Origin of the sequence: Amycolatopsis sp. VC5-11, assembly GCF_037034185.1 — a bacterium.
GTDB lineage: Bacteria > Actinomycetota > Actinomycetes > Mycobacteriales > Pseudonocardiaceae > Amycolatopsis > Amycolatopsis nivea.
Window position 1 is genome coordinate 218518 of sequence record NZ_JBAGKF010000002.1, and the last position, 16863, is coordinate 235380.

Sequence of the window (16863 nt, forward strand, 5' to 3'; positions counted from 1 at the left end):
CGGCGGCGCCACCGGTCCTGTTCCGGAACATTCGCCGTTCTGGAACTTGACCGGGAATTGACGTTCCCGTGAGCCGCCTGAGCGTCCGGATCCTGCCCGCGCGACGTCGGAACCATGCCCTTTCGCTCGCCCCGGCGGCAGTGTCCAACCTGGACTTCGCCGTTCGTTCCGGGCAATCCGGACCTTGGTACCCGCTCGCCGCACTCAGCTGCAAGCCGCCGACCGTCGGCGCTGCGGACGATGACCACTTGGGCCGCGTCACCGTGTTGGCTGCCGACGCGTGACCTCCGGCCTACCGCTCACCGGGACGTCGCTGGGCGCTCCTCGGACGCCTGCCGCGTCACCGCCCGAGCGAGACCACGCTCCTCCGCGAAGAGCGCCAGGGGGCGAGCCGCACCACGCCAGGCCGCGCAGCTGCTCCCTCGACCGGGCTCACTCCCTCCGGACGACGTGGAGGCAAATCGCGCCGCCGAGGCCCGCTCTGCCGGATCGCGCCATCTGACCCGCGCCGCCAAAGCGCACTGCCGTGGCTGGCTCGGCCAGATCGCGCCGCCAGCGGCCATGCCGCCAGATCGCGCTGCAGGGGTTCGACTCGTCGGGACGTGCCACCGGATTCGTGTCCCGAAGGCATGCCGCCGAACCGTGTCACCACGCTCGCGCCAGCCAAGCCCGCGCAGATCGTCGCGCCAGACCAGGCAACCGCAACCTCGCCCTGCCCAACGTCAAGCACGCTCCATGTGCGAGAGCATCAGCCCACGGCCGTCATCTGACGTCAGGAAGCCCCGTTGCGGAGCCCGCCCGTGGGAGCACACCGTCGATTATCCGATCGCGACTGTCGAGCCCGCGGCCATCGCGCCGTGACCTCAACCAGCTGCCACCTCGTCTCCCTTCCGAAGCTGCGGCACCGGCGCCGGACTGCCCGACGCGTCGGTGAGCGGCGCGACGGTCGCGCGGAACGACTCCAGCGCCTCGAGTTCCCGGCGGCGGGCCGAGACGAAGCGCTGCAGGTGCGTGGAGGACAGATTCAGCGCCTCCACCGCATTGCCCGCGGCTCGGTGTGCGGCGGCGGCGCCCGCGCGCACTTGCTCGACGTCCTCGACAAGCGCCCGGTCGCTGGCGGCGAACAGCGCTGCCGACGCGAGCACCCCGAATCCCGTGGGGCCGCACAGGAAGACGCGGCGGTCGATCAGCCAGCGCAGCAGTTCGGGATCGGTGTCGAGCGCGGCGACGACGGCCGCGTCGGACGGGACGAACATGATGGTGCCGTAGATCGCGTCCGCCCAGCGCTGGTAGCCCTTGCCCGCCAGCTCCGCCGCGCGGGAGCGCAGCTGCCGGACGTGGACGCGCAGCGCGTCGAGCCGTTCTTCCGGGTCGTCGGTCTCGACTGCCTCCGCCCAGATGGCCATGCTCGCCTTCGCGTCGACCGGTACCGCTCGGCCGCCGCCGACATTCAGCACCAGGTCGGGCTTCGCGCTTCCGCCGCCGCCCAAATCGGTCTGCAGGGTGAAGTGCAGTCCCTCCCGCAGTCCGAGTGCGCGCGCGGTTTCCACGAGCACCTGTTCGCCGAGTTCGCCGCGGCCGTGGATCGACGCGAACGCCACCTCGTACCGGCGCAGCGCGAGCTGCTGCTGGTCGCCTTTCGCACGCTCCGCCGCCACGAGCCGCGCGGCCGCGTCGGCGCGGCGCATTCCGTCGTTGTACAGCCGCCACAGCGCGACTACCGCGACGCACAGGAGCAGCGCGAGCACGACGGCCGCGGTGGTGATCACCGTCTCCACCCGGTCCTCCTCTCCGTCGGGTCCGGCGGGTGTCCGGACGCGAGACATCATGGCGGACCCCACCGACAAAAACCGGCACCCGCGGTCGCGCTGCGTAGCTGACCTGCGACTTTCCAGATTCGAGGCTGGGCGTGTCCGCGACGGACCTGATCGGCTTCGTACACACGTTCGAGTGGGGTACCGGCGTGCCTCCCCGATTTCGTCGGGGTCTGCTCCTAACGTGGTCGCCGTGAGAGTCCTCCATACCTCTGATTGGCACGTCGGCCGCACGTTCCACGGCGCCGATCTGCTTACCGAACAGGAGGCCGCCCTCACGCACATCGCCGAACTCGTCGACCGCGAGTCGGTCGACGTCGTGGTGGTGGCCGGTGACATCTACGACCGAGCGGTGCCGTCCGCCGAAGCTGTCCGCGTCGCCACGGCCGCGATGACCCGCATTCGGCGGGCAGGCGCGGAACTCGTGGTCACGCCTGGCAACCACGATTCGGCCGCTCGGCTGGGCGCGTTCGCCGAATTCGCGGCGGCGGGCGGGCTGCACGTCCGCGCGACCGTCGAAGGCATCGCGGAACCCGTTGTGCTGCACGACGAACACGGCGCGGTCGCGTTCTACGGCATCCCGTATCTCGAACCCGAGCCGTCGCGGCACGCGCTGGGTGTGCCGGAGGCGCGCGGCCACACCGGCGTGCTCGGCGAGGCGATGCGGCGTGTGCGGGACGACCTGGCCAGTCGTCCGGAGACTCGGTCCGTAGTGCTGGCACACGCTTTCGTCACCGGCGGCGAGGCCAGTGAATCGGAACGAACCATCGCGGTGGGCGGAGTCGAGCAGGTTCCCGGCTCGGTGTTCGACGGCGTGGACTACGTCGCGCTAGGGCACCTGCACGGGCCGCAGACGCTCGCGGAACATCTCCGGTACTCCGGAAGTCCGCTGGCGTACTCGTTTTCCGAAGCGCGGCAACGGAAATCAGTGTGGTTCGTGGATCTCGACGCCACCGGCCTGGCCGAGGTCCGCAGGCACGAGCTGCCGGTGCCGCGCCCGCTCGCGACGCTCTCCGGCGAGCTCGCCGCTTTGCTCGAGGACCCGGAACACGAGCAATGGCGCGAGCATTTCCTCTCGATCACGGTCACGGACCGAGTGCGCCCGATCGATGCGATGCGGTTGCTGCAGGACCGTTTTCCCTATGCGGTGCACATGGATTGGCGACCCGACGGCGGGGTCGCCGGCACCGAACTGAAGTACGCCGAGGCGGTGCGCGGGCGCAGCGACATCGAGATCGCGCGCAGTTTCCTCGACGATTGCCGGGGTGCTCCGCCGACCGAACGCGAGGAGCGGCTCGTGCACCTGGCGCTCGAAGCAGCGAACCGGGCGGCGGTGGAGAAGCTGTGAGACTGCATCTGCTGGAGGTGGAAGCTTTCGGCCCCTACTCGGGACGGGAGGTGGTGGACTTCGACGCCCTTGGCGCCGACGGTCTCTTCCTTCTCCACGGCGACACCGGAGCGGGCAAAACCACGCTGCTCGACGCGATCGCGTTCGCGTTGTTCGGCGTGGTGCCGGGCGCGCGCGGCGACGTCAAGCGGTTGCGGTGCGACCTCGCCGAACTGGATCGGCAGACGGAGGTCGTGCTGGAGCTGACCGTGCAGGGTCAGCGGTTGCGGATCGTGCGCAGCCCGGAGTACCAGCGGCCGAAGAAGCGCGGCGACGGATTCACCACCCAGCAGGCCCGGGTTTCGCTGACCTGGGTCGGCGAACCGCCCGCCGGGCTGCCGCCGGACGGGAGCATCCGCATCGACGAGGTGGCGCGCACCGTCGAGCGGCTGCTGGGCATGACTGCAGCGCAGTTCTTCCAGGTTGTGCTGTTGCCGCAAGGAGAATTCGCGAAGTTCCTCCGCAGCGACACCACGGAGCGCGAGAAGCTGCTGGAGCGGCTTTTCGGCACCGAGCGGTTCTCCGACGTCGAACGCTGGTTCGCGGACCTTCGCGCGGAACGCGGCCGTGCGCTGGAAAAGCGGCAGCAGGAGGTCCGTGAGCTGCTCGCCCGCTACGCCCAGGAAGCGCAGCAGGAACCGCCGGAGGAAGGGCAGCCGGAGTGGGTAGAGGCGGTGCTGACCGAGATCGCCGCCCGGGCCGAGGCGGCGGAAACCGAGGCAGCACAAGCGCGTTCGGCAGCGAAGTCCGCTGAGGTCGCGCTGCGAGAGGCCGAAGAGGACGCGGAAAAGATCCGCCGGGTGCGCACCGCGCACACCCGGCTGACGCAGATCGCCGAGCAGGCGACCGAACGTGCTGAGTGGACGGAAGAAATCGCGGCGGCTCGGCGCGCTGCCGCGGTGGTTCCCGAGGCCGAGCTGATGGACCGGCGCACGGCCGAGCTCGGTGATGCACAGGTGCTCGTGGCCGATCGGATCCGAGATCTCGCCGACCTCGGTTTCGATGCGGTCGGGCTCGCCGTCGCGGACCTGCGCGAGCGCGCGGGCTCCGTTCGCGAGGAGGCGGGCGCTCTCGCCGAATTGGCTGCGGAAGCCAACCAGCAGAAGAGCGACGAGCAACGTCGTGCGGAGCGGCAGAAAGCCGCGGAGAAAGCCGCCGAGCAAGTTGCTGGGCTTGCGGAGCGGTTGGCCGAGCTGCCCGGTCGGATTGCCGCTGCGCGCACCGAAGCGACGGTAGCCGGGGAAGCGGCGGCGAAGCTGGACGGCGCGAAATCCCGCGTTGAAGAGCTGACGGTACTCACTCGCGCGGCCGAGGAGTTACCGCCAGCTGAAGCCAGAGTCGAGCGCGGCGAAGCGAAACTGCGCGAAGTGGTCGACGAGCACCAGGCGGCTCGGCAACGTCGGCTGGATCTCCGCGAACGGCGTCTCGACGGCATGGCGGCAGAGCTGGCTGCTGGCTTGGCTGAGGGAACGGCGTGCCCGGTGTGCGGGTCGGCCGAACATCCGGCACCGGCGAACCACGACGCGCCATTGGTGGACGCGGCGGAAGAACGTGCCGCGGAAGAAGCCGAGCAGAAGGCGTCGGCGTTGCGCCAGCGAGTGGTGTCCGCGTTGGAAGAGGCCAAGGCGCGGGTTGTCTTCCTGCGCGAACGGCTGGACGGACGCACTGCGGAGGAGATCGTGACCGCGCTGGCCGAAGCCAGGACGGTCGTCGCGGAACTCTCCGGAAAGGCGCAGCGCAAGGCTCAGTTGAACGCGAAGGTCGCTGAACTCGAGCGCGGTGCCGAGCAGTTGGCCGAACAGCGGCGCCTCGCCGAACAGACGGTCACCGAGGCGAACGGCGAGATCCGGGCGTTGGACGAACGGATGGCCGAACGCGAGCAGCGGCTGGTCGCGGGCCGGGGAGAGTTCCCGGACGTTCCTGCCCGGCGGCAGCACCTGCTCACGTTCGCCGGCGCGCTCGACTTGGCGGCGGAGGCGCACACCGCGGTGTCGGGAGCGGAGACTCGGCTCGCGGAGCAACGGGATCTGGTGGAGATCTCGTTGCATGCCAAGGGGTTCTCGACCCTGGAGGAAATGCGCGCCGCCGTCCGGACCGACGAGCAGATCACGAAGCTCGAACAGGGTCTCGCCGAGGCGGAAGCGACTGCCGCCGGTGCGCGGGAGATGCTCGCGCAGCCGGAACTGTTCGGGATCTCGCCGGACGACGCGGTAGAAGTTGCGCCGCTGGCGGAGCGGGCGAAGGAGACGCGGGCTCGGGCGGATACCGCTTTTGCCGCGCAGCAAGCGGTTTCGGCGCAGCGTCGCGAGCTGGTGAAGCTGGCCGGACGGTTGAGCAAGGCGCTGTCGGAGCTGGAGCCGTTGGAGGAGGAATACGCCGAACTCCGGGCACTGTCCGAAGTGGTCAATGGACGAGGGCAGAACGCGCGGAAAATGTCGCTGCGCTCGTATGTCCTGGCGGCTCGGCTGGAAGAGGTCGCGCTCGCGGCGACCGCGCGGTTGCGGACTATGAGCCAGGGGCGCTACTCGTTCGTGCACTCGGACGCGGCCGGCGCGCGCGGCACGAGGGGCGGCCTCGGCCTGGATGTGCTGGACGACTACTCCGGTGCCGTGCGCCCAGCGAAAACCCTGTCGGGCGGCGAGTCGTTCCTCGCGTCGTTGTCGCTCGCGCTGGGGTTGGCCGATGTGGTGGCAGGCGAAACCGGCGGTGCGCTGCTCGACACTCTCTTCGTGGACGAGGGTTTCGGCACCCTGGACGCCGAAACCCTGGACGTGGTGATGAACATCCTCGACGAACTCCGCGCCGGCGGCCGCGTGGTGGGCCTGGTGTCGCACGTCGAGGAACTCCGCCAGCGCATCCCCACGCGGCTGCGGGTGCGGAAGTCCCGCGCCGGGTCGAGAGTGGAGTTGCAGATGGCTTGACGAGAGCAGGGCGAGTCTGCGCCGGATGACGGGTGGCTCCTGCACCGAGGTGCCGCTGGGCGGGCCGCGTGGCCGGACAGCTGGGCGGCTGATCGGCCGGGTGGCTCGGGCGGCCGGGCGTCTCGCACGTGGGACGTGTGATGGCTGGGCGGCCGGACGGCTTGGCAGCCCGCTGACTGGGTCGGCGCGGCGGCCGAATGGTTGGTGCAACTCGGATGCTGGATGTCTGGGGCGGTGCCGGATAGTTGGCTGGCTGGGGAATGTCGACCGCGAGGCATGGTGCCCGGTCGCAGCCGCGGTGAGGCTGGTGCTGAGGGAGGCGCGACAGTCAACGTCGTGGTGCTCGCAGTTCGCCTAGCCGGGTGCCGTTCGCCGGTGAGCGCGGCTGGTCACCTCGGCGGGCGGCTGGTGCGGTCGCGGGCTGAGCGATGTAGCGGGATGCTGCTGAAGTGGCGGGCTCAGCCCGGGCACTTCAGCAACACTTGCCCCATCGGCCCGGCCACCTCAACCACGCTCGCCGCGTCGGTCAACCCGGCCCAGTGAACTCGCGCCGACCGACACCCCGCGCATACCCGTCAGGCGGCCTCTTCGTGGTGCAACAGCCACCGCTTAGCGGGCACGCCCCAGCGGAAGTTGCCGATCGCTCCGCCGGTCCGGACGACGCGGTGGCAAGGCACGAACAGGGCCGCCGCGTTGCGGGCGCAGGCGGTTGCTGCGGCGCGGACTGCGGAGGGGTTGCCGGATAGGGCGGCGTACTCCGCGTAGCTCACTGGGCTGCCTGCTGGGACCTTGCGCAGCATCTCCCAGGCGTGCTCGCGGAACGGGCCGGAGCGTTGGCGCACCTCGATGTCGGCGACGGCGTCGAGGTCGCCGCCGTGGTAGCTGCGGATTGCGGTCGTCACCGGGCCAAGGTCGCGGCGTTCGGTCAGGGTCGTCGGAGTCAGGGACGGCGAGATGAGGGGCGTCAGCTCGGCGACGTCGGCGGTCCAGCCGGAGGCCAGTACGGCGCCGTCGCCGGTCACTACTGCGGTGAATGGGCCGATGCGGGTGTCCAAAGTGGACCAGAAGGCGGTGGGCACGAGGAAAGTCTCCTTAAACGGTCACGGAACTGAGATACCGGCTGGCGTACGAGCTCCACGGCTGCCAGTCGCGCGCGGACGTCGCCAGGTCGATGCCCAGCTCGGCCGCGCCGTGGCGGACGGCTGGGTCGGCGGTCAACAGGACGTCGGGGGCGCCGAGCAGGCGCATCACGACGTAGTCGGCGATGGCGGGATCGACGCCGGTCGCGAGCATTTCGGCGCGGAGTTCGTCGGCGTCGCGGCCTACGTGCGGGTCCAGTTCACCGGCGACGATGGCCGCGGCGACCTTCTTGACCAGCGGTTTCACATCGGCTTCGGCGAGGGCGGACGGGGTCGGGAAAAGAGTCGTCAGGGTGTCCATGGGCGGGTCGGCGGGCGGGACGGGCTCGCCGAGGGCGACAACGTCGGCCATGTCCTCGCCGAGCAGGGTGCGGAGCAGGACTTCCGGGCCGTCGACGGCGCCTGGCACGCGGATGCCTGGCGTGGCGGCGACCAGCGGGGCCAAGGCCTCGTCGGCGGAGAGCACGCGCGAGACGGCTTCCGGGTCGGCGTCCAGGTCCAGCAGGCGTCGTACGCGGCTGACGGCGCTGCTCAGGTCGCGCAGGTCCGAGAGCGCTAGGTCGCACTGCACATAGCCAGCGCGCGGGCTGACCCACACTGACGCCGGGCCGTGCGGGAGGCGCAAGGTGCGGCCGTAACCGTCCTCGGAGACGGCTTCGATGCCTGGCAGCGCCCGCGAGGCGTGGTAGCCCAGCACGCCCGCGGCGTCGAACGGGGCACGGAACGGCAGGCGAAGGCTGAGCCGCGTCGCGCCGCTGGGTTCGTTGCGGTTTCCGCGGCGGAGCGAAGCCGCGCGCAGCTGCGACGGCGTCGTCGCGAACACCTCGCGGATCGTTTCGTTGAACTGCCGGATGCTGGAGAACCCGGCCGCGAACGCGACGTCGGTGAGCGGCAGCTGCGACATCTCGATCAGCAAGCGCGCCGAATGGGCTCGATGGGCTCGGGCGAGGCGGATCGGGCCCGCGCCCAGTTCGGCGGTCAGCACCCGTCCGAGCTGGCGTTCCGAGTAGCCGAGTTGACGGGCCAAGCCGGGCACGCCTTCGCGCTCGACCAGGCCGTCCGAGATCAGCCGCATCGCGCGGGCGGCCAGGTCGGCGCGCACGTTCCAGTCCGGCGAACCGGGGACCGCGTCCGGCAGGCAGCGGCGGCAAGCGCGGAAACCACCGGCTTGTGCGGCGGCCGAAGTCGGGTAGAAGCGGACGTTCTGCGCCTTCGGCGTGAGTGCCGGGCAGGACGGGCGGCAGTAGATGCCCGTGGTGCGCACCGCCATGATGAACTGGCCATCGAACCGCTGGTCGCGGGCGGTCACCGCGCGGTAGCAGCGCTCGGTGTCGCGCCAGATCGGAATGGTCGAGGTAGCCATGCGGTCGATGATGCCAGCAGGTGAGAGCCCTGACTGGCGGAAAACCGACACGACGTTACCGGGTCGGCGACGGTTCGCGCGCAGCACGTAGACTTACCGGCCGTGAGTCTCACCCTCGGTATCGTCGGCCTGCCCAACGTCGGCAAGTCCACCCTGTTCAACGCGCTGACGCGCAACGACGTGCTCGCCGCGAACTACCCGTTCGCCACGATCGAGCCCAACGTCGGCGTCGTGCCGCTGCCGGACCCGCGGCTGGACAAGCTGGCCGGGGTCTTCTCGTCGGAGAAGATCGTGCCCGCCGTGGTGTCCTTTGTGGACATCGCGGGCATCGTGAAGGGCGCGTCCGAGGGCGCGGGGCTCGGCAACAAGTTCCTCGCGAACATCCGCGAGGCCAACGCGATCTGCCAGGTCATCCGCGTGTTCGACGACCCGGACGTGGTGCACGTCGACGGCCGGATCGACCCGATGTCCGACATCGAGACGATCAACACCGAGCTGATCCTCGCCGACCTGCAGACGCTCGAGAAGGCGCTGCCGCGGCTGGAGAAGGAAGCGCGCACCAAGAAGGAAGCGCGGCCGGCGCTCGAAAACGCCCAGAAGGCCAAGGAGATCCTCGATTCCGGGCGCACGCTGTTCCAGGCGCAGAAGGACATCGACGGCGAGGCGCTGCGCGAGCTGAGCCTGCTCACCACGAAGCCATTCCTGTACGTCTTCAACGCCGACGAAGCCGTGCTCACCGACGAGGCGCGCCGCGAGGAGCTGGCGAAGCTCGTCGCCCCGGCGGACGCGGTGTTCCTCGACGCGAAGGTCGAGGCCGAGCTGCTGGAGCTGGACGACGAGGAGTCCGTGCGCGAGCTGCTGGAGTCCGTCGGCCAGCTGGAGCCGGGCCTGAACGCGCTCGCTCGCGCGGGCTTCCACACGCTCGGCCTGCAGACGTACCTCACGGCCGGTCCGAAGGAATCCCGCGCCTGGACGATCCCGCAGGGCGCGACCGCCCCGCAGGCGGCCGGCGTCATCCACACGGACTTCGAGCGCGGCTTCATCAAGGCGGAGGTCGTGTCGTTCGAGGACCTCGTCGAAGCGGGCTCGATGGCGGCTGCGCGTTCGGCGGGCAAGGTCCGCATGGAGGGCAAGGACTACGTGATGGCGGACGGCGACGTCGTGGAGTTCCGCTTCAACGTCTGACCGGTGTCGCGGCCGAGCACGGGCGCGAAATTGTCGGTCCTGGTTCGTAGGATCGGCCTATGCCCGTGCTCTTCACCCCGTCCTTGCCGGATCGCGCGGACGGAGGCCGTCTTGGTGGTGCGCCGCCCGTTGCGATCGAGGCGCATCCGCTCCTCGCGACCCACCGCTATCTGCTGACTGTTCCCGCAGCTCCCTGGGCGCAGGGTTACGAGGTTTCCGTGGTGCTGCGCAACGGATTCGACATCGGCGACAGCGACGTCCAGTACCCGGACATGGCGATGCGTGCGCTGGTGCACCTGCCCTCGCCACGCGGGGAGCGGGCTGACCTGGGGTGGCCTGGGCTTCGCTCGGCGGCGCTCTCCGAGATGCCTGACGAGGAAGACGCGATCGCGCTCGTCCAGTTCGGGGACGAGCCGGTGCTGATTCAAGACGAGCCGAGCTACGCCGACGCCGTACGTGCCGACGGGCATCAGTTTCTCTTTCAGGTCAACGAAGAGGGCTGGCCGACCGAGGGCGAGCTCGAGGATGTGATCGAGGAGTACCTCTGGGGCTACGGGTCGGTCTACTTCTACGGCACTCCGGGATCCGACGGAGTGGTGCGGGAGGTGGTCGCGGGGTTCATCGACTTCTGACGGACCGGTCTCGGCAGGAGAAGGCCCGCCGAGACCGAGAGCGAGGTTCAGTTCAGTTCGGCAACACTCGGCACGACAACGCCGTAAAGATCCCCGATGGTCGCCAAAGCGCTGTTGTGCAGCTGATCCGCGCTGACTTCCCCAGCAGGAGTCGGCAATGGACGAGTCGCGCAGGCGTCGGCGACGACGGTCGGGTGGTTGCCGCGCAGGAACGCGCCTTCGGTGGTGAACGTGACGCACATGTTGGTCATGAACCCGGCGATCACCACGTTCTTGTGCCCGGCTTCGTCAACCAGTGAGCCCAGGTCGGTGTTCACGAAGGAGTTCGGCGCGCCCTTGACGACGACCGGTTCGCCTTCGACCGGGGCGACGTCCGGGTGGATGCTGCCGATCTCGGCTCGGACGTCGTACGGCGTGCCCTCGCCGCTGTCGTGGACGACGTGGATCACCTTCGCGCCGGCGGCGCGGGCCTTGGCGAGCAGATGCCGAGCCGCGGTCAGCGCCGGACGCCAGCCTTCCAGCTCCATCACGCCGCGGGTGTAGGTGTTCTGGTAGTCGACCAGGATCAGCGTCGCGTCGGCCAGCGTTGCCGGGGTCTGGTCGAGACCGTTCAGCTCCCGCAGCGTTTTCCGTGCCATGGTGGGGTTTCCTCTCGTTTCCGTTCCGCACGACCGACGCTAGACTCGGCTCCGAATGTCGGCAATGACATGCAAAGCGCAGAAACCGACACAGGGGCGCGAATGAAGAGACTGGTGGTCGTCGTTCTGTTCGACCGGATCGACCTGCTCGACGTGACCGGTCCCGCTGAGGTGTTTTCCTTGCTGCAGCGGGAAATGGACCGTCCGACGGGCTACGAGGTGGTGCTCGCCGCCGAGACGCTGGACCCGGTGACCACCTCGGCGGGAGTGCGCGTCTTGCCCGACGTGACGTTCGCTGAGCTGGGGAGAAAGGCGATCGACACGTTGATCGTGCCCGGTGCCGTGACGACGGGCGGCAAAGGCGAGGTCGTCGCTCAATGCGACCCGGCCGTGGTCGAGCAGGTGCGCAGAATGGCTGGGCGGACACGCCGGGTGGCGTCCGTCTGCGTCGGCGCGCACATCCTGGCGGCGGCGGGGCTGCTCGACGGCAAACGCGCCACTACGCACTGGTCGACGGCCCGGCAGCTGGCCGCGGAGCATCCCGAGGTGACGGTCGACGCGGACCCGATCTTCATCCGCGACGGGTCCGTGTGGACGGGCGCCGGGCTGAGCGCCTGCCTCGATCTCGCGCTGGCGCTGGTAGCCGACGATTTCGGGCCGGAATCAGCCTCGCGGGTGGCTCGTCAGCTGGTGATGTTCCTGCGCCGGCCCGGCGGGCAGAGCCAGTTCAGCGTGTCGCTGGAGCCCGCGTCCGCGACCCGGCGGGTCGACGAGCTGCGGCAGTACATCGCGGCCCACCTCGCGGATCCGCTGACCGTGTCCGACCTCGCCGCGCACGCGCATGTGACGGACCGCCAGATCACGCGCGTGTTCAAGGCGGAGCTGGGGATGACCCCTGCCGCCTACGTCGAGCACGCCAGGGTCGAGGCCGCGCGGCATCGCCTGGAGACGACCGACGAGACGTTGTCGCGGATCGCCGGGACGTGCGGGTTCGGCACGGTGTCGACCTTGAACCGGTCTTTCCGGCGGACGCTGAACACGACGCCCAGCGAGTACCGGGAGCGCTTCCGGATCGTCTCGACCGCCTGACCCGCGCCGGGGCAATTTCGGCGAAACGTCCTACTCGCCCCGGTCACCCGGCAAAGATGCCCCGGTGCGGATCGTTCTCTACGCCGTCTGGGGCGCTTAGGTCGTGCTCAGGCTCATCGGAATCGCCAGGTTCTGGTTCATCCGGATGTTCCCGCTGCCGTGAACCGGCCGGGGCTCAGCCGAGCAGGCCGAGCACCACCATCGACAGGAGGACGACAGCGGTCGAGAACACCGCGACCCACGTGCGCTGTGCGGCGGTGAGCTGGGCGGATGTGCTGTTCATGGCGAGTCCTAGCGGGGCGAGTGCCGATGATTCCGCTGGGATAGCGCCTTGATCTAGCTCACTGTTACCGCTTGTGATCAAGGTCACGTCGGTTGCGCGCGGTGTGCCACAGCACGCCTCCCGCGGCGGCCACCATCAGGCCGAACGAACCCATTCCCACTACGAGTGCCTGGACCATGAGGCCTCCTTCCGTCGCGTCTGTTCGGAAGACGCGCGAAGGGGCCGTTCATGTTGCCAGGGTTGCCGACATCACACCTGGTCAGCGGGCCGCCAGTACCTCGTCGATCTGGCGGGCCAGCGCGAAATCGCGTTCGGTCAGGCCGCCGAGGTAGTGAGTGCTGAGGCGGAAGGTCAGGGTGCGCCAGCGGATGTCGATGTCCGGATGGTGGTCGGCTTCCTCGGCGAGTTCGGCCACCCGGTCCACCACCTCGATCGCCGCCGGGAAGGACGGGAGTTCGACCGTCCGCACGATGACGGCGTCCTCGCGTTGCCACTCCGGGACGGTGCCGAGGGCCTCTTCCACCGCTGAGTCGTTCAATAGCTGCGTCATCACTCCATGGTGTCGGCTACGCTGCGGCATTGCCACGGGAGTCCGGTACGCCGGGCTGAGAGGCGGGCCGTCAACCCGCGACCGTTCGCACCTGGATCCGGATCATGCCGGCGTAGGGAGGCCGTATCGCTCTCCCTCATCCGGCGCAGTGCAGGAGGGGAAGAATGATGTCGCGGACCGTCCGCACGGTGGCAGGCCTCGCCGGGGTCTCGATGCTCGCCAGCGCCTGCTCGCTGTCCAGCGGCGACTCGGGCGGGTCGTCCGCGAGCCAGGACCAGCAGACGCCGACCGTCACGCTGGTCACGCACGATTCGTTCGCCGCCCCGCAGGACGTGCTCGACGCCTTCCAGCGCCAGTCCGGGATCAAGCTCAAGATCCTCAAGTCCGGCGACGCCGGCGCGCTCACCAACAAGCTCGTGCTCACGAAGGGCAACCCGATCGGCGACGTCGCGTACGGCGTCGACAACACCTTCGCCTCCCGTGCGCTCAGCGAGGGCGTCTTCCAGCCCTACACCAGCCCGGAGGCCGACCGCGGCCCGCAGCGCTATTCCGTCGACCCGCAGCACCGGCTGGCGGCGGTCGACCTCGGCGACGTCTGCGTGAACATCGACCCGGCCTACTTCGCGAGCAAGGGCCTCCCGGAGCCGAAGAGCTACGACGACCTCGCCGACCCCAAGTACAAGGACCTGACCGTCGCGGAGAGCCCGGCCACCGCGTCGCCGGGGCTGGCCTTCCTGCTCGGCACGGTCGCGAAGTACGGCGAGAACGGCTGGCAGGGCTACTGGCAGAAGCTGAAGGACAACGGCCTCAAGACCGTCAGCGGTTGGGAGGAGGCCTACACCAAGGACTTCTCCGGCTCGTCGGGCAAGGGCCCGCGGCCGATCGTCGTGTCCTATGCCTCTTCGCCCGCCGCTGAGCTCGGCGAGGACGGCAAGCCGCGCACCAAGGCGCTGCTCGACACGTGCTTCCGCCAGGTCGAGTACGCGGGCGTGCTCACCAACGGCAAGCAGATCCCGCAGGCGCAGAAGGTCGTCGACTTCCTCTTGTCGCAGCAGTTCCAGACGACGGTCGCGGCGAACATGTACGTCTACCCGGCGCGCCAGGGCGTCGAACTGCCGGCGGGCTGGGCCACCGCGGCTCCGCTGCCGCAGGCGCCGGCCACGATGCCCGCGGACAAGGTGCAGGCTGGCCGGGAGAAGTGGATCGGGGAATGGCGCTCGCTCATGGGCGCGTGATCCCCGCGCGCACTGTCGGGCTCACGCTGCTCGGTCTGCTGCCGGTCGCGTTCCTGGTGGTGTTCTTCGCCTGGCCGGTCGTGGCGATCGTCGGCCGGGGGTTTTCCGCGGGCGGCGTCGACACCGTGCTCGGCGACCCGCAGACGTGGCGGCTCGCCGGGTTCACGCTGGCCAGCGCGGCCGCGTCGACCGTGGTCGCGGTGCTCGCCGGGCTGCCGGTGGCGTACCTCCTGGCGCGGGTGCGGCTGCCCGGGGTCGGGCTCGCGCGCACGATCGTGCTGGTCCCGTTCGTGCTGCCGACGGTCGTCGTCGGCTTGGCTTTCCGGGCGATCTGGCCGGACGGCGGCGTGCTGCCGCTCGTGCTGGCCAACGCCTTCTTCAACGTCGCCGTCGTCGCGCGGACGGTCGCCGGGCTGTGGGCGCACCTCGATCCGCGAGCGACCGAAGCCGCGCGGGCGCTTGGAGCTTCGCCGTGGCGGGCATTCCGGTCGGTGACGCTGCCGGCGCTCGGCCCGGCCGTCGCGTCCGCCGCCGCAGTGGTGTTTCTGTTCTGCGCCACCAGTTTCGGCGTGGTGCTGATCCTCGGCGGCGGGAGCTACCGGACGCTCGAGACCGAGATCTATCTCCGGACGGTCGACCTGCTCGACCTCTCCGGCGCGGCCGCGTTGTCGCTGATCCAGTTCGCCGCCGTGGTCGCCGCGCTGGTGCTCGGGGCGATGGCGCGCCGCAAGCGGGAGAACGCGGTGAAGCTGCGGTCCGCGCAGGTCACCGCACGTCGGCCGCGCGGCGGGGAGTGGTGGACGGTCGGTGCCGCGGTCGTGGTGCTCGGGCTGCTGCTGACGCCGATCGTCTCGCTGCTCGTCGAGTCAGTGTCCGGCTCGGACGGATGGAGCCTCGCCGGATACCGGGCGCTGAACACCGTCGGGCAGAACGACGCATTGCAGGTGTCCGGCTGGATCGCGGCGCAGAATTCGCTCGCCGCGGCCACGGACGCGACGCTGTTGGCGATGGCCGTCGGACTGGTCGCCAGCGTCGTGCTGGTGGCGCTTCGGCGTTCGCCCGGCGGGCTCGCGCGCGGGATGGGCGAGACCATGGACGTCGCGTTGATGCTCCCGTTGGGCGTGTCCGCGGTGACCGTCGGCTTCGGCTACCTCGTGACGCTCGACGCGCTGCCCGGCGACCTGCGTACGTCGCCGCTGCTCGTGCCGTTCGCGCAAGCCCTGGTGATCATGCCGCTGGTGGTGCGGATGATCCTGCCGGTGCTGCGCGCGGTCGACGTCCGGCTGCGCCAGGCCGCTGCGACGCTCGGTGCGAGTCCGGCGCGGGTGTGGCGGGAGATCGACTTTCCGCTGGTCGCGCGGTCGGTGGTGGCCGCGGCGGGCTTCGGGTACGTCGTCGCGCTCGGCGAGTTCGGCGCGACCAGCTTCCTCGCCCGGCCGGACGCGCCGACGCTGCCGGTGGCCGTCGCGACGCTGATCAGCAGGCCGGGGGAGCTGAACAACCAGATGGCGTACGCCTCGTGCGCCCTGCTCATGGTGGTGACTGTGGTGGCGGTGGCGTTGATCGACCGGTTCGGCTCGGTCCGCGGCCGCAGCACAGTCGGGGAGTTCTGATGGCGTTAACGGTACGGGATCTGACTGTCCACTATGGATCGTTCGCCGCGGTCCGCGACGCGAAGCTGGACATCGCCGACGGCGAGGTGCTCGCGTTGCTCGGACCGTCCGGTTCGGGCAAGTCGACGCTGCTGCGCGCGATCACCGGGTTGGAGCCGGTGTCGTCCGGTTCGGTTTCGTGGGACGGCACTGATCTCGCTGCTGTGCCGGTGCACAAGCGCGAATTCGGCCTGGTGTTCCAGGACGGACAGCTGTTTCCGCACCGCGACGTCGCCGCGAACATCGCGTTCGGCCTGCGGATGCACGGCGTGCCCCGTGAACGGCACGCGGCACGCGTCGAGGAACTGCTCAAGCTCGTCGGTCTGGAAGGTTACGAACGGCGACGGGTGACCGAGTTGTCCGGCGGGCAGGCGCAGCGGGTCGCGTTGGCTCGTGCGCTCGCGCCGGAACCGCGCTTGCTGCTGCTGGACGAGCCACTGTCCGGATTGGACGCCGGACTCCGCGAGCAGCTGGCGATCGACCTGGCGGATCTGTTGCGGCGCAGCAAAATCACCGCGCTGCTGGTGACGCACGATCAGGAGGAAGCGTTCACGCTCGCCGATCGTGTGGCGGTGCTCGATGCCGGGGAAATCCGGCAGGAGGGCGCGGTCCGGTCGGTGTGGAACAAGCCGGTGGACGACGACGTGGCGCGCTTCCTCGGCGTCACGACGTTTCTGGACGGCGAAGCGGCTGACGGCGTGGTGCGGACCGAACTGGGCTCCGTCGAACTCTCCGGAGTGGACGACGGTCCGGTGAGGCTCGGACTGCGCCCGCACGGCTTGAAAGTGTCCGCCGAAGGGGTTCCCGGCGAAGTGACCGCCGCGGTGCACCGACGCGAGCATCTGCGGCTGGTCGTCCGGTGCGGAGAGTCCACTGTGGACGCGATCGCGCCGGCCGGGGCGGACTTCCGGGCGGGCGATCCCGTCCGGCTCGAACCGGATCCGGACGGGATCGCCGTGGTGGGCTGAACCCCCA

At 69.9% G+C, this 16863-nt stretch carries 14 protein-coding genes and 1 riboswitch; of the genes, 9 read left to right on the top strand and 5 right to left on the bottom strand.

Annotated features, from left to right (window positions below; translation table 11 throughout):
- Window positions 1-68: 68 nt before the first annotated feature.
- Window positions 69-284 (top strand): hypothetical protein, encoded by a 216-nt coding sequence (locus WA670_RS08360; RefSeq protein WP_336157304.1) that lies wholly within the window; start codon window positions 69-71, stop codon window positions 282-284.
- A 579-nt stretch (window positions 285-863) separates the two neighbouring features.
- Here the strand turns inward: WA670_RS08360 and rmuC are convergent.
- Window positions 864-1778 (bottom strand): DNA recombination protein RmuC, encoded by a 915-nt coding sequence (rmuC, locus tag WA670_RS08365; RefSeq protein WP_037816668.1) that lies wholly within the window; start codon window positions 1776-1778, stop codon window positions 864-866.
- A gap of 229 nt (window positions 1779-2007) precedes the next feature.
- On the opposite strand from rmuC, the gene WA670_RS08370 reads away from it, so the two are divergent.
- Both WA670_RS08370 and WA670_RS08375 read left to right on the top strand, forming a co-directional pair.
- Window positions 2008-3162 (top strand): exonuclease SbcCD subunit D, encoded by a 1155-nt coding sequence (locus WA670_RS08370; RefSeq protein ID WP_336157306.1) that lies wholly within the window; start codon window positions 2008-2010, stop codon window positions 3160-3162.
- On the top strand, window positions 3159-6122 hold the full coding sequence (locus tag WA670_RS08375; RefSeq protein ID WP_336157308.1) for an SMC family ATPase: 2964 nt from the start codon (window positions 3159-3161) through the stop codon (window positions 6120-6122). Before WA670_RS08370 ends, WA670_RS08375 begins: the two co-directional genes overlap by 4 nt.
- 575 nt (window positions 6123-6697) lie before the next feature.
- Here WA670_RS08375 and WA670_RS08380 read toward each other — a convergent pair.
- Window positions 6698-7201: a methylated-DNA--[protein]-cysteine S-methyltransferase gene (locus WA670_RS08380; RefSeq protein ID WP_043828143.1), complete on the bottom strand. Its 504-nt coding sequence runs from the start codon at window positions 7199-7201 to the stop codon at window positions 6698-6700.
- A 13-nt stretch (window positions 7202-7214) separates the two neighbouring features.
- Window positions 7215-8624, bottom strand: a complete 1410-nt coding sequence (locus WA670_RS08385; protein WP_336157310.1) for a DNA-3-methyladenine glycosylase 2 family protein — start codon at window positions 8622-8624, stop codon at window positions 7215-7217.
- A gap of 102 nt (window positions 8625-8726) precedes the next feature.
- Here WA670_RS08385 and ychF point away from each other — a divergent pair, with 102 nt between their 5' ends.
- Entirely contained in the window at window positions 8727-9809 is a 1083-nt protein-coding gene (gene ychF, locus WA670_RS08390; RefSeq protein ID WP_037816661.1) for a redox-regulated ATPase YchF, read from the top strand.
- Between the two features lie 59 nt (window positions 9810-9868).
- Window positions 9869-10441 carry a hypothetical protein gene (locus tag WA670_RS08395; RefSeq protein ID WP_336157313.1) on the top strand — a complete coding sequence of 191 codons (573 nt, stop codon included), beginning with the start codon at window positions 9869-9871 and terminating at the stop codon, window positions 10439-10441.
- A gap of 47 nt (window positions 10442-10488) precedes the next feature.
- Here the strand turns inward: WA670_RS08395 and WA670_RS08400 are convergent, their stop codons facing one another.
- Window positions 10489-11079, bottom strand: a complete 591-nt coding sequence (locus WA670_RS08400; protein WP_336157315.1) for a cysteine hydrolase family protein — start codon at window positions 11077-11079, stop codon at window positions 10489-10491.
- A gap of 102 nt (window positions 11080-11181) precedes the next feature.
- Between WA670_RS08400 and WA670_RS08405 the strand changes: the two genes are divergently transcribed.
- Window positions 11182-12168 carry a DJ-1/PfpI family protein gene (locus tag WA670_RS08405; RefSeq protein WP_200864196.1) on the top strand — a complete coding sequence of 329 codons (987 nt, stop codon included), beginning with the start codon at window positions 11182-11184 and terminating at the stop codon, window positions 12166-12168.
- Window positions 12169-12710: 542 nt separating this feature from the next.
- On the opposite strand, the gene WA670_RS08410 is transcribed toward WA670_RS08405, so the two are convergent.
- Entirely contained in the window at window positions 12711-13001 is a 291-nt protein-coding gene (locus tag WA670_RS08410; RefSeq protein WP_037816653.1) for a 4a-hydroxytetrahydrobiopterin dehydratase, read from the bottom strand.
- A 24-nt stretch (window positions 13002-13025) separates the two neighbouring features.
- Window positions 13026-13137: riboswitch (TPP riboswitch) on the top strand.
- Window positions 13138-13168: 31 nt separating this feature from the next.
- Here WA670_RS08410 and WA670_RS08415 point away from each other — a divergent pair.
- The 3 genes from WA670_RS08415 to WA670_RS08425 are packed head-to-tail and all read left to right on the top strand — an operon-like array spanning window position 13169 to window position 16856.
- A complete protein-coding gene (locus WA670_RS08415) occupies window positions 13169-14236 on the top strand; it encodes a thiamine ABC transporter substrate-binding protein (RefSeq protein WP_078870612.1) in 1068 nt (355 codons plus the stop codon).
- Window positions 14212-15849, top strand: a complete 1638-nt coding sequence (locus tag WA670_RS08420) for an ABC transporter permease (protein WP_336157317.1) — start codon at window positions 14212-14214, stop codon at window positions 15847-15849. The genes WA670_RS08415 and WA670_RS08420 overlap by 25 nt, the downstream gene beginning before the upstream one ends.
- Complete coding sequence (locus WA670_RS08425) at window positions 15849-16856, top strand: ABC transporter ATP-binding protein (protein WP_037816650.1); 1008 nt, start codon at window positions 15849-15851, stop codon at window positions 16854-16856. The genes WA670_RS08420 and WA670_RS08425 overlap by 1 nt, the downstream gene beginning before the upstream one ends.
- The last annotated feature ends 7 nt before the right edge of the window (window positions 16857-16863 follow it).

Bases quoted from the DNA above. Each gene is read 5' to 3' on its own strand.
- WA670_RS08395 (WP_336157313.1), top strand. From the start codon at position 9,869: ATGCCCGTGCTCTTCACCCCGTCCTTGCCGGATCGCGCGGACGGAGGC.
- WA670_RS08400 (WP_336157315.1), bottom strand. From the start codon at position 11,079: ATGGCACGGAAAACGCTGCGGGAGCTGAACGGTCTCGACCAGACCCCG.
- WA670_RS08415 (WP_078870612.1), top strand. From the start codon at position 13,169: ATGTCGCGGACCGTCCGCACGGTGGCAGGCCTCGCCGGGGTCTCGATG.
- WA670_RS08410 (WP_037816653.1), bottom strand. From the start codon at position 13,001: ATGACGCAGCTATTGAACGACTCAGCGGTGGAAGAGGCCCTCGGCACC.
- WA670_RS08425 (WP_037816650.1), top strand. From the start codon at position 15,849: ATGGCGTTAACGGTACGGGATCTGACTGTCCACTATGGATCGTTCGCC.
- WA670_RS08385 (WP_336157310.1), bottom strand. From the start codon at position 8,624: ATGGCTACCTCGACCATTCCGATCTGGCGCGACACCGAGCGCTGCTAC.
- WA670_RS08420 (WP_336157317.1), top strand. From the start codon at position 14,212: ATGGCGCTCGCTCATGGGCGCGTGATCCCCGCGCGCACTGTCGGGCTC.
- WA670_RS08405 (WP_200864196.1), top strand. From the start codon at position 11,182: ATGAAGAGACTGGTGGTCGTCGTTCTGTTCGACCGGATCGACCTGCTC.